General features: G+C 35.3%; 7 protein-coding genes. 4 read left to right on the plus strand and 3 right to left on the minus strand.

Annotated elements, in window-relative coordinates:
• The first annotated feature begins 7 nt into the window (after positions 1-7).
• Positions 8-5437 (plus strand): ATP-binding protein, encoded by a 5430-nt coding sequence (locus RIV7116_RS24205; protein ID WP_015120961.1) that lies wholly within the window; start codon positions 8-10, stop codon positions 5435-5437.
• A gap of 201 nt (positions 5438-5638) precedes the next feature.
• Here RIV7116_RS24205 and RIV7116_RS24210 read toward each other — a convergent pair whose 3' ends face one another.
• From RIV7116_RS24210 to RIV7116_RS24220, 3 genes are all read right to left on the minus strand, one after another.
• Positions 5639-7147: an HlyD family efflux transporter periplasmic adaptor subunit gene (locus RIV7116_RS24210; protein ID WP_015120962.1), complete on the minus strand. Its 1509-nt coding sequence runs from the start codon at positions 7145-7147 to the stop codon at positions 5639-5641.
• Between the two features lie 86 nt (positions 7148-7233).
• Positions 7234-9375, minus strand: a complete 2142-nt coding sequence (locus RIV7116_RS24215; RefSeq protein ID WP_015120963.1) for a peptidase domain-containing ABC transporter — start codon at positions 9373-9375, stop codon at positions 7234-7236.
• A 158-nt stretch (positions 9376-9533) separates the two neighbouring features.
• The gene (locus RIV7116_RS24220; protein ID WP_015120964.1) at positions 9534-9836 is read right to left on the minus strand and encodes a hypothetical protein; all 303 of its coding nucleotides are present in this window, start codon (positions 9834-9836) and stop codon (positions 9534-9536) included.
• 282 nt (positions 9837-10118) lie between these two features.
• On the opposite strand from RIV7116_RS24220, the gene RIV7116_RS24225 reads away from it, so the two are divergent.
• The 3 genes from RIV7116_RS24225 to RIV7116_RS24235 all read left to right on the plus strand — a co-directional run bounded on the left by RIV7116_RS24225 (position 10119) and on the right by RIV7116_RS24235 (position 13797).
• Positions 10119-11432: an NB-ARC domain-containing protein gene (locus RIV7116_RS24225; RefSeq protein WP_015120965.1), complete on the plus strand. Its 1314-nt coding sequence runs from the start codon at positions 10119-10121 to the stop codon at positions 11430-11432.
• Positions 11433-11548: 116 nt separating this feature from the next.
• Positions 11549-13243 (plus strand): serine/threonine-protein kinase, encoded by a 1695-nt coding sequence (locus tag RIV7116_RS24230; RefSeq protein ID WP_015120966.1) that lies wholly within the window; start codon positions 11549-11551, stop codon positions 13241-13243.
• 2 nt (positions 13244-13245) lie between these two features.
• On the plus strand, positions 13246-13797 hold the full coding sequence (locus RIV7116_RS24235) for a hypothetical protein (protein ID WP_015120967.1): 552 nt from the start codon (positions 13246-13248) through the stop codon (positions 13795-13797).
• The last annotated feature ends 8 nt before the right edge of the window (positions 13798-13805 follow it).

Below are 13805 nucleotides of genomic sequence, written 5' to 3' on the forward strand. Positions count from 1 at the left end.
GTAACAAATGAGTCAGGGTATTCAAGAACTGCAACAAAAGCAATTAACTCAAGCTTTAGAAGAGATTTTATTACCGCAACTTCAAGAAATTATTTGTTCGCGGAATGATGGTCATTGTATGCGCGTTGCAGACCTCGACTTAGAATTAATGATAGTGCTAACTCGTAGTTTGCGTAGGGAATTACCAGAAGCACAGATTTTTATTTTGGAATCTAACGATCAAGTTAACGAAGAACCGGATTTATATATATCATCCACCAAATTAGTCGAACTGCGTAACCCTTTACAAGATGGTTCGTTGCGATCGCCATTATTAGTATTTCTCCCTTCCAACCTCCAAACTAATGCGGAAGATTCGTTTAATGTCGCTTCATTTGAAGAAATTTCGGTTACTAATGTTTACCAAGAACTAATTCAAAGTTTAATTCAAAGAGTTCCTATATCCCTTCAAGGTTACGTTAAAGATATTTTTAGTGATTTGACTCAAGAAAAATGGCGCTGGGCAAATACTTTAGCACAAGCCAGGTTTTTATTAACCGCAATAGAAAATGAAATTTCTGGTGATACCCTTGGAGGAGCTTTATACGAACTAGGTTTAGTTCCAGATTTTAAATTATTTGCAGAACCAGAAAATAGTAAATTAAGAATTCGCAAAAATTTAGAATCAATGCAAAAACTTACCTTGAATTTAGATAAATCAATTCTAGGCAGAGTTTTTGATTTAGAATTAGACGATAAATCAGTTCAAAATCAATTAATTAAGTTTTTATTAGAAAGAGGAGTTGAAGAACCCCGTAGATGGACTAAGGAGATAGTATTAGAAAATAATAATTGGCATATATCTTTTGATAAATGGAAGTTTAAAGAAGATTACAATAAAGATAAAATATTTATAGAAGTTATAAATACAGAGCTTCCAGTTATTCAAGAAGACGAAAAAGACGAACGTCGTCAAAGTTTAGTTGGTCAGCAAATATTAGATCCCAAAAACCTACGAAAATTCAAGATAGAATTTGAAGTAAACCCCCTTCCCAAACAAGTACAGGGATTAGAATATTTTACTGTCCAGATTTACACTCAGGATGGGGGAGCGGTCGGAGTTGCGAAAAAAGTTAAAGCTCGGAAAACCAAAAATCCTGTTAAAAGCGTCAACCTAGATAAATTAGATAAATTCGATTTTGAAGAAGGTTGGCATTATGTAAGGGTTTTACCGTGGACGGCTAATAATGACCCAATACCGCTAGAAGCAGATAATAAATCTACAACGACTACCCAAACAAACACCCACGACAGCGAACTGTTTTACGTTCTTCCCGATAGCGGCGAAATTAATGATGAAGAACCACCGCAAAGAGCAATTCCGCAAGAAAATAGTCTACAACACGCCAAACTTAAACTACAGTTTACAGCGATTTCTCAAGAACGCGACCCAAAAGACATAACACTCAAAGATGTAGTTTGGGCTGACAGAAGCACTAAAACCCGCACTACATCTCAAGAATCCCTAGAAGTCAAATTTAAACGAGATGGTAAATTCCGCATTCTGGTATCGCAATGCTTAAAGGATTTAGAACAGCAAATCTTAGCTTCTCCTAAAAAACCTGCGATTTGGAAATTACAGATAAATATGGGACAAGTTGAATCTCCCATCGAAGACATTATTGATTTTCCCAACTCACAAATAGCATCAACTTTTTTATCAGCCCGTGCAAGCTACTTTAACGCTATCCGTTCGGGAAATAAAAACCTCATATCTCAAGCGGTTGATTTTACCAGCTTAAAAGAAATTTGCTACCAATACGCCGCCGCATACCGAGAACTGTTAATTGAACTACGGGGAAAAACTGATAAAAATGAAGATCCTCAAGCATTAAAGGACTTAAAAAATTTATTATCGTTAGATACAGTCCGTCTATCAGTTAAAGATTTTCGCGGACAAACCGTAGAAGCAATATTAGTCGGACCAACCCATCCCCTACGTGCATTATGGCTATCTACCTGGAGTCAAATTGGTCAACATTGGGTTAATACTACCCAAGAAGGATTCTTAGAATATATAAGTCCCGTTCGGGATAGTATTTTGCAAGGGCTAGTACCGTTAAATATACCTGCAACTTTACCCCTAATTGACGGAAAAGTCTTCATCACAGTTGATAATATTAATCCCTTCTGGTCTCTTTATGCACCATCAACAGCAGAAAATACCAGAGGATTGCTAGGGGAAGTCTGCACCGCACTAGGATTACCAGAACCAACAATTGGTGCTAACGTCAACGCGCAACTATTAGCTTCCCGCATTGAAAGATATTTAGCGCAAAACTCTTATATTCGTACCCTTAGTATCAATGCCTTTAATCCAGGTCGCGCTACCGTACTGGCAGAAGCTCTAATTTTATTGCAAAAACGGGAAGCATTTAAAGACCTACGCTACAATATTCGGCTATTTGTTCCCGACCCAGAAGCACCGGGGGTTGGTGAAGCCATAGAACAACTTCTCGTACCCGTTTCCAGCATTACTTCAGAAGTTGTTGATGCTTTTTCTACATCTAGTGGAAATTACTTATTCCCTAAATTAAATGTAGCAGTTCACTCAATTGATGATTTCCGCACCTCAGAAAACTCATACCAAGCCCACATCAGCATATTAATAGATTTATTCCCAGCTAGAGAAATCGCTGTTGGAGTTCCCTTTCACCAAAAAGATATCGCTCCCCTACACGGTTTAATCCAAGACTTTAGCATCGAATTTCAAGATGATGAAAATGGAACGTTTTGGAGAAGACAACCCCGTCACGGAAAAGCACTTCCTGTTGATGAGATTGAAGACTCAATAAACTTATTAGCAGAATTACCTCAGTTAATTTCTGGTGCCACAGCTACCATCGCTACAGGCTTACCAGCTTTTGAAAAGCGCCCTATAGTAACGTTAGGGCTAAATGCCCAACAACGGGAATTATTGCACCGCATTCATAATATTTGTGATTGGGTATTTACCATTGACCGCAATATCGGGATTGAATTTTTTGACCGGGGTAGTCAAAGCAAACGTCCTCCATACTTAGTTGACTACATTCCCAATGCGACTTCCAGTTTCGGGCATCGTTTAATGATAACTTCCCGTTCCCTATCCGAACTGGAATCATTTTTATTGCAAATCTTAGAACGCTACCAATTAAAAGCCGAACCCAAGCGAGCGGAAGTTATTCTCGAACAATTGCGATCGCTATCTGGAAGACTGGCTTTAAAACTGATTTCATCAACCAACGAACAAGCAGAAGCATTAGGACTGGCTTTAGCTCGTTTGTTTCTTAAATACCAAGGAGCGCTATCAAATCAAATTATACTTCCCCTCGACGCTCACTTGGAATTATTTAAATCTGCAAAACAGCAAGCAGATGCTCTGGGAAATTCAATCAGCCTTCAGCGAACTGACTTAGCACTTTTTGACTTAAATACCGCAACTCGAACAATTGTTTGTAATTTAGTTGAAGTAAAATGCTATTCCAAAGTAGGAAATACTAGTGCTTTTAATAGTTTAAAAGAAAAGATTACCGAACAAATAGATGAATCTCAAAAAGTTTTAAGTTTACATTTTGAACCAAAAGAAAGACCGGACAAACTATTAAAAATTAGAGAATTGGCAACACTACTAGAATTTTACTTAGATCGCGCTCTGCGATATGGAGCAATAGAAAAAGAAGCAGCAGAAGAAGCACGAATTTGCATTACAACTTTAGAAGAAGGCTATACACTCGAATTTACTCGTAGCGGGCTAATTTTTGATTTTGAAAAGCCAGGAACAGAAGCACCAGACAATGAACAAGGAATAGAATTTCACCGTATTGGTATAGATTTAATTAAAACCTTAGTAGAATACGCTAAACCCATAACAAATATTAGCACCATAGAACCAGAAGAAATAACAGAGGAAGAAATTAAAGAAATCAAAGAAGTTGAAAATTCAATTCCTCGACTTACCTCAGCAGCATTTATTGTTGAACCAAGAGAACGTTCTATAACTGATAATTTTAATTCGGATAAGAAAATAGAGGAAACAGAAAATAATACTACTATAATTCCAGAACAAACAGATAACAATAAAGCCTTAGAAGAAGAAATACAGCAAGAAAAAGAAGAATTGAGCGATACTCAATGCAACGAAATTATTGCCAATGAGATAGAAGAAAATGTTTTAACTTCAGCATCGAAAATAGAAATTGAAAATCAACCCGAAATACCATTAACTTATGACACAATATTAGGCGTTAAATTTCCAACTCCTCAATACGGTATTCTGGGCGAAATGTCCGGTAGAAAAATAGCGCTAGACCTAAATCAAACCCATACAATTAGTCTTTTCGGCGTTCAAGGAGCGGGTAAAAGTTATACATTAGGAACAGTGGTAGAAATGGCTTGTATGCAAATTCCTAATATCAATACTTTACCAAGTCCTTTGGCAACAGTAATATTTCATTACAGTCCAACCCAAGACTACAAACCCGAATTTACTTCAATGGTTGCTCCTAACTCGGAATCTAACCAAATTGATATATTACAAAAGAATTTTGGAGCAAAACCAACACAATTAAAAGATATTGTTATCTTAGTTCCTGCATCTAAAGTTGAAGAAAGAAAGCTAGAATATCAAAATATCGAAGTATTACCTCTTACCTTTGCAGCATCAGAATTAAACGCAACTCATTGGAAATTTTTAATGGGTGCTGTAGGTAGTCAAAGTATGTATTTGCGTCAAATAAATCAAATTATTAAAAAATTACGCAATCAATTAACCCTAGAAAAACTTATTCAAGGATTAGAAAAATCTTCCTTGTCAGAACAATTAAAGGATTTAGCTAGAACAAGATTAGAATTTGCCGCAGAATATATAGATGATAGCCGTAGGCTAAGTGATATTGTTCGTCCAGGTAGATTAGTAATCATTGATTTACGAGACGAATTTATCGAAAAAGATGAAGCTTTGGGGTTATTTGTGGTACTTTTACAAATTTTTTCAGAAGCAACTTATAACGGAGAAAAATTCAATAAACTTGTTGTTTTTGACGAAGCTCACAAATACATGGAAAGCTCAGACCTAGTAGTAGGACTAACAGAAGTAGTTAGAGAAATGCGACATAAAGGTACTAGTATAATGCTCGCATCGCAAGACCCTCCATCAGTTCCTACTTCTCTAATTGAGCTTTCCTCACAAATCATCATGCATCGATTCAATTCACCAGCTTGGTTAAAGCATATTCAAAAAGCGAACACAGCACTTAACTCTTTAACCCCAGAAAAAATGAGCAACCTTGACTCCGGAGAAGCTTATATTTGGTCAAATAAAGCCAACGATGAAAGCTTTACAAAAGGAGCAGTAAAAATTCGCTGTCGTCCTAGAGTTACTCAGCATGGTGGAAGTACGAAAACTGCGGTTACTTGAAGTTAATCTTAAAGTTTTTCTATGACAATTTTTTTTGCCTTGCTGTTAGCGGAGCGTGACGTTAGCCATATTAAACTACGAATTGTATTTATATAGATTTTGTTTAAAATATGAAGCCTGTGTAGAGACGTAACAATGTTACGTCTCCCACAATGTGAAATAATCATTTCATGTTACGATTCCGCAACGCCATTTTTTCAATCACAAATCTGTAATTAATCTTGCTTTTCTGAGAATAAATTTTAGTACGCTTTCTCTATGAGTAATAATATCGACTCTGCCTTTCATCCCTGACTTAACTTGACACTTTTTAGTATTACCTAAAGTAAGTTTTTCTGGCTTGATTACTATCTCATAACCGTTTTCAAAATTAGCATTCATTTGAGTACTACCAATTTCATTTGGAGATGTTTGATTATCATTATTTTGGGAAGGATTAACATCTGAAGAAATATCTTGAACTTTACTCTTAAGAACTCCATAGTCTGTGTACTTACAACCATCCACCCGCATTTGTACTTCTTGATCAATTTTAACTTTATTTATATCTTCAGATCGAATCATTACTTTGACAATCTTAGGAGCGGATTTCGGAACAATTTGTGCAACTTCTTCGCCACCCCTCAGAGTTTGAGCGGGGTTTCTCAAATTAAGCTTTAAAATTTCACCGTCAGCAGTTGCAGTAATGATAGTTTTGTCTAGTTCATTTTCTATTTGTTCGAGTTCACTGTTCTTACTGGCTAATTTTTCTTCAATTTCACTTTTTTCTTTGAGAAGTACTTGACGTTCTTTATTTAAAGCGGCTTTATTTGCTTCTCCCTCAGCTTTCTCCTGAGAAATGCGCTCCTTTGCAATTGTTAGCTCTGCATTACTTGGGTTAAGGGCTATTTGGGCACTATTTTGTCTAGCTTTCGCAATCTCAATTGATTGTTTTAGCTGCTCAACTTTTTGTTTTTGTGCCTCAACTGTTTCTTCTTGGGCTATTACTGCTTGTTCTTGCTGTTTAGCAGTTAACCGTGCTTCTTCAATTTGATCTTTAGAAAGCGCTCCTTCTTTTGCAACACTTTTGTATCGGTTCCACGTTGATTTTGCTGTACCCCTAGAAGCAATTGTGGCATTTAAAGTTGCTCTTGCCGATTTTAACTGTGCTTTACCTGTAAGCAATTCTTTTTCAGCTATTTTAATGTTACTATCTGCTTCTTTTAGTTCCGATGCAGCAGTCTTTTTCTTATCTTCGTAAGCACGACTGCTACCGCGAAAATTAGCTTCGGCTGAGTCAATTTGAGATTTAAGACGTTTACTTTCTGCTTTAATACTTGCCTTGTGTCTATCAATTTTGTTTTTGATAGAAGCAAGTTGTAATTTAGTTTGCTTAATATTACTTTCCAGTTGACTTTTTTTAATTCTCAGATGGGAATCATCAATAGTGGCAATTTCATCTCCTTTCTTAACGACTTGATTTTCTTTGACGTAAATCTCATTTAATTTTCCTTCCGTAAGGGCTTGTACAATTGCTAGCCCACCATCAGGACGGATAACACCTTGTCCTTTAATAATAACTGGATACTGAATCACAGCAGATATAGGAACAGTTGCACCTAAAACAAAGAGTATAAATAGTCCACCATAAGTAGTCCAAGGACTTATTGATGGCAAAGATTCATCTGTTTGTAGAGTTGGAATAAATTTGTGTTGAGAATTGCTAACCATAGGTAAATTATGAAGAGATAACGAGAGTAAGTAAATTGGAATTAGCAGGAATATTTGATAAGATGAGCTTTTTTATTGAATATTAATTAAAAGAGAAAATCTGAATGTTCTCCCTTAATTTTACGTAGTTCCTCTACTTTTCCTTTAATTCTTAAATTTCCTTGTTCGAGCATGACAATCCAATCAGCACGTTCAATAACTTTGGGACGATGACTAATTATAATTGTGGTTTTACCTTGACGATAATCTAAAATTCTATCTAGAACTTGCGCTTCGCTTACTGGGTCAAGAGCGCCCGTAGATTCATCTAAAATAAGTATAGGTGGGTCGGTAACTATTGCTCTAGCGATTGCTAATCTTTGTCTTTGACCACCAGAAAGATTTGCACCGAATTCACCTAAAACAGTTTGATATTTGTCTGGTAGTCTGTTAATAAATTCATCAGCACCAGCAATTTGACAAGCTTGAACAATATTTTCAAAACTAATATCGGGATAGCTAAAACAGAAATTTTCAATAATGGAACGACTCCAAAAATGGGTTTCTTGAGGAACTAATATTACCTGTTGTCGCAAGCATTCTAAAGATAAATCTTGCTGATTGTACAAGCCATAACTGATATTGCCAGATTTAACCTTATCTAAACTAGTAATTAGTTTAGCAACGGTGCTTTTACCGCAGCCGGATTTACCAATTAATGCAGTTACTTTACCACCGGGAATAGTTACAGAAAAATCTTTCAATAGATTAAGTCTTCCAGGGTGATAAAAATTTAGATGACTACAAACTATATCTGTATCGCATGGAATTTTTACATTTGGTTTCTTGAAATCACTTTCATCTTCAGGGGTTGCTTCAATCACTTCTGTTAATCGCTGGATAACTATCTGAGCATTAACAAACTTATCAATCAAACTAACTCCCGAATTTAAAAAACCTAGAAAATTGCTACTCATACCCTGAAATGCGAGTAATTGACCAATCGTTAAAGTACCGTTAATAACCAAGTAACTTCCAAACCAAAGTAAACTAATACTATTTACAGTTGAAAAAATATCTGTAATCGTATTACTGTACAAACTTAATGTCATAGTCTTCCAACCTAAATTAGCCAGACGATTATAATTTCTTTGATACTCTTGCCAAGCTTGGGGAGTAGCTTGTGTAGTTTTCAATACTTGTACGCCGCGAAATGTTTCTACAAGAAAACCTTGATTTTCGGTACTAGAAACAATCTTATTGCGAGTTCTTTGACGTATTGCAGGTAAAAAAAGGAAATTAATAGCTGTTATAAGAAGAAATCCTATAACAGAAGCTAAAGTCAGCGTCCAACTATAAAACAGCATAAAGCTCAGAGACACTATCGCAATAAAAAATTGACTGGGCAATCCTAAAACAATCTCTGAAACTAAGCTATTAATTGAATTAACATCCTTTATCCGGCTGACAACTTCCCCGCTGCGCCTTGCTTCAAAGTACGATAGAGGTAGACTTAACAGCTTTCGACCGTAGTCAAAAATTAAGTCTAATTGCAATCTCTGACCGAAATGACCTATGAGGTGAGATTGTACTAAGCTAATAGTACTTTGAACCAATTTCATGATTATCACCGCAATGGCTACAGTGCTTAGCCATTGAGTATCTCCCCCCACTAATACATCGTCGGTAAGTACTTGCATCATCAACGGAGATGTCAGAGAAAGCAATCCAATGGCAATATTCATTGCAATTGCTTGAGTCAGAATACCACGGTAGGGTAAAACCCGTTGCAGATATTGTCCAAAACCCTTTTTCTTATCTGATTGCTGCTGATAAAATCTGCTTTTATCTGGAGTTAACTGTAGCAATAAGCCATTAGCCCAACCCTTAAGTAATTCTTTGCGAGTCAGATAGCGAATACCAACACCGGGGTCTGCAATTACGTATTTTTTGAATTTTTTTCCATATAAAGCCACCCAGTGATTACCTTTCCAATGGATGATAATTGGAAGAGAAACTTTATCTAGTCTATCCAGTAGTTTCAAATCAGCTTTAGCTTGACGAGTATTGAATCCTAGTACTTCTGCACCCCTACGTAATCCCAACAGAGTAGTTCCTCTCGAACCCGTACCTACTATTTCCCGAACGCGATTTAAGCTTACTCCAAAACCATAGTATAGAAGTATAGTAGCTAAACAGGCTGCACCACAATCTTCCTGGCTATGTTGACGAACACATGGATATTTCATAATCACCCTATCTTGTTTGAAAAACAAAAGAGTATCTGCAGCGCTGTTTCAGATACTCTCCATCACTTAATAGACTTCATTAAAACGTCTAGCTGTAAATGATTCTGGGAATTACGAGCTACTTAATTATTCCGTAATCCAGCATCAGAAAAACAGCTTTAGACATTTACTCCTTGGTCTTTTAGCCAACTTTTCAAGTATCCTGGTGTTTTTCCATATCCTTTAGCCCATGTATCTTCCCCAAGTCGAATCTCCCATTTTACTCCCGGAAACTGTGTTGGTTTGTCGTTGAAATTTCCAATGTAATAATTTGAGTCAGTATCGGGATTACCATCCGGATCTATATAGACAGAAACATCTGGTAGCAAACTCAAAGGATTCAAATTAAAACCACCAGATACCATCGCTCCTTCTTCATCTGTAATTTCGGTTAAGAAAGAGTCTTGCTTTTCACTAATCATAGTCAAATTCCTTTTTCAAAGTTAGACAAATTTAGCAACTGCAAAGTTATGTGAGATAATTACTTTGTTGAAACTACTCTTTAATAACTTATGCTGCTCACATAAGTTAGAATCCCAAAATTTGAAATAGCTGTCAAGTAACTTACTATATTCGTTACAAATCTTTACATTAGTTCTCTTTAATATAGTGATGAAAGATATTACCTTGAATATCAAGCTTGAATAACTTAAATGAGCCAAAAAAATAGTTAGGATATAAGTGAGATAAAATGAGACACTAATGTGATTGACCCTGAGTTTTTAAAAGCGGAAGCCAAAAAGCATGACATTTCTGAAATTGAGATGGAAGCTTTGACCTTAGCGATTGATGGTGACTCTACTAGCGAGATTGCTAAGAAGCTTGAGGTAAAACCTGATGCTGTACGTCAGCGTTTAAGTAAGGTTTATCAGAAATTTCAGGTAAAAGGTTCTGGTCCAGTCAAGTTGAGAAGCTTGCTACAAATGCTGATATCCCGGTATCAAGAACAAAACCATCAAGAATCTACCGTTGATGATTCCCCATCGAATATTTCCGAGACAAAAAATAATTCCCCATCCGAAGATTTATGGGAAAAACCGGATGTGTCAGTTTTTTACGGTCGTGACGAAGAGTTGAAGCAGTTAGAAGAGTTGGTAGCAAAAGAAAAAGCTCCACTTATATGTTTGTACGGATTACCTGGGATAGGTAAGAGTTATTTAGTGGGAAAATTAGTCGAGCAGATTAAACGTGATTTTGATTATGTGATTTGGCGATCGCTAAGTAATCGGAACCAGTTTTCAGAGGTTTTAGAAGATTTACTCAGATTTATAGGTTCAGAAATAACACAAGCTCAGAAACAAACAGACGAAGGTATATCCGAGCTAATTGAGCATTTACGCAAACACCGGTGTCTTATAGTACTCGATAACACAGAAGAAATTATACGCGAGCAGGATATTTATAGACGTATAAAACAAGGATATGAAACATACGAAATACTAATACAAAGAATTGGCAGAGAGCAACATAAAAGTTGTTTGCTAATAAGTAGTCGTGAAAAACCTGGAGATATTGATATACTCGAAAGCTCAACACGAGCCGTACATTCATTAAAAATAAATGGTTTAGAAACAAAGGATGCAAAAAAAATATTAAACGAAAAAGGTTTGGCAGGAGAAAATAATTTTAACAATTTAATAGAATATTATAGAGGTAATCCATTATTGCTAAATTTAGTATCTGGAATAATTAAAGATATTTTTAATAAAGATGTTTGCAAATTTATGAATGAAGGTACATTAACTATTCAGAGAAATTGGAAAACAATATTAACTGAGCTATTTCAACGTTTATCAAAATTAGAAACTGAGGTGATAAAAATAATAGAAAATACAGAAAAACCTGTTTCATTTATGGATTTACGTCAAAATATCGACAATAAATATACCACCTCAGAATTACAAGAAGCAATACAGTCTTTACAAGCACGTTCGCTAATTGAAAAAAAAGATAAAAATGAAGTGCTTTATACATTACAACCGATGGTAAAAAAGTATGCTATGGAATATTATTCGTAGGTGAATCTTTAGAATCATATATTTGTCATTTTTAATTATAAATTCATTGATTATTTTGATTGATAAACCTTATTTAATAAGCCTAAAAAATATTATTTAGATATAAAAAACATGAAGTGAATTACTGTATTAATTTTAAATGTGAAAAACGTGAAAATGTTCAAAATAGTCAATTTTGTCAATGTTGCGGTACCCCACTACTTATTAACGAGCGTTATAGATTACTAAAACCTTTACGCTCCTTAGATGCTAGAACTTCTACAGAAATTTTTGAAGTAGATGATAGCGGAACCCGAAAAGTGATGAAAATACTAAAAGAAAACAACCCGCAATTAATTGATATGTTTGAGCGGGAAGCGTTTACTCTGCGATTACTAAATCATCCGGGGATTCCGAAAGTCGAGTGGGACGGATACTTTACTGTTTCAGTAAACAGTTTGGGTAATCAAAAACTGCATTGCTTAGTGATGGAGAAAGTTGAAGGAGAAAATTTAGAACATTGGTTAACTAAGAATGGAAAAATTTCCGAAAAAGTAGCTTTAAAATGGTTAAGAGAAATAATTGAAATTTTAGATTTTCTGCATAATCAAAAGTTTTTTCATAGAGATATTAAACCATCAAATATAATGCTTAAACCTGATGGTAAATTAGCATTGATTGATTTTGGTTCTGTGAGAGGTATTACAAATACTTACTTACCAAAAATTTTAATCGATAACGTCACCTCTGTTTTTTCTGGAGGGTACACTCCACCAGAACAAATAAACGGACAAGCAGTACCTCAGTCGGATTTTTATGCTTTAGGTCGAACTTTTTTACATTTAATGACTGGTCAACCTCCCAGTGAATTTTCCAGCAGCTTCAAAGATAGTAGAATATATTGGAAAGATAAAGCACCACAAATATCTAAATCATTAGCAGATTTCATTGATAGACTAATGGCTTTGTATCCGGCAGATAGAATGCAAGATACAAGAGCAATGCTACAGTATTTAAATGCAAAAAATCTATTTATCCAAAACTTAATATTATTAGCAAATTCCCGTCAATTTAGACGTAGGCTTTTAGCTACACTTACAATAATATTACTTGGAATTTTTTCTTATAGAATTGCATATCCCTTAATCAGTCAGCGATATTTAGATAAGGGAATAAAAGCGTTAAAAGCAGGAGAAGATGAAGCATGGGGCTATTATCAAAAAGCTTTATATTACAATCCCAAAGATTCAAGGATTTACAATAATTTAGGATTTATTTGTCAACGACAAAAGAAATATAGTTGTGCAATCAATAACTTTGAAAAATCTCTAAATCTCGACCCGAATAATTATATAACCCGTTACAATCTAGGAGAACTTTATGAAGATACTGGGGATTTAAAGAATGCAGAGAAACAATACCAAATCGTAATGGAATCTGATAGCCCTATAGCGACTAATGCGGCAAGCAATTTAGGCAGACTGCTAATTTTGGATATGAGAATATCTGAAGCTATTAAACGTATTTCCGAAGGATTAAAGAAAACTGATAACCCTAGAGTCCAAGCAGCTTTATATAAAAATCTTGGTTGGGCTTATTATATTCAAACTGACTATAAACAAGCAAAAGTAGCTTTAGAAGAAGCAATTAGATTATATGAAAAACGAGCCGATTCTTATTGTTTGTTAGCGCAAGTTTTGGAAGCAGAGGATAAAAAACAACAAGCACTAGTAAAATGGAAAAAATGCCGAGATATTAAACTAGGAAGAACTATAGAGATAAAACTTTGGAAAACGATGGCACAACAACGCTTACAGGATGCAGGAGATTAAAAATGCGACGTAAAATCAATATTTCACTGTTATTTGCATCAATTTCGTTTGTCTTAACTTTAGTATTCGCTAATGTGAGTTGGGAGTTTAGTGACTATAAGTATTCAAGTTCATTTTTATCGGTTACAGCTGCTGTTAAAGAACCTGTTGGTCAAATAATTGTTGCTCAAGGTGATGACGAACCTATTTGTGAGGGTGCTGGTGGTCCGTATAATTGCGATGCTCGTAACCCCGAGGAGATTGAGATGATTACTCCCAAAGATGGTAGTACCGTCAATAAACTTACATCAACAATATCTTGGAAAGCTGTTCCAGAAGTAAAAAGTTATTTTGTCATCATAAAAGATATAGCAGACACAAACAAGGTGATATTTGACAAAAAATTTACTGAAGCAGAGTTTTCTAAATCTGCTGAAGGTGAAATAAAAATAAACTACTCATTCGGGGATTTAACTTTAGGTAGGAATTATAGACTGATTATACAGGCTGTGACAGAATCAGCTTCTAAACCAGAAGGGGCAATAAAATTTAAAGTTGGTAAAGAAAATAGTTAGACTTCTTA

This window comes from Rivularia sp. PCC 7116, assembly GCF_000316665.1.
Taxonomy (GTDB): Bacteria; Cyanobacteriota; Cyanobacteriia; order Cyanobacteriales; family Nostocaceae; genus Rivularia.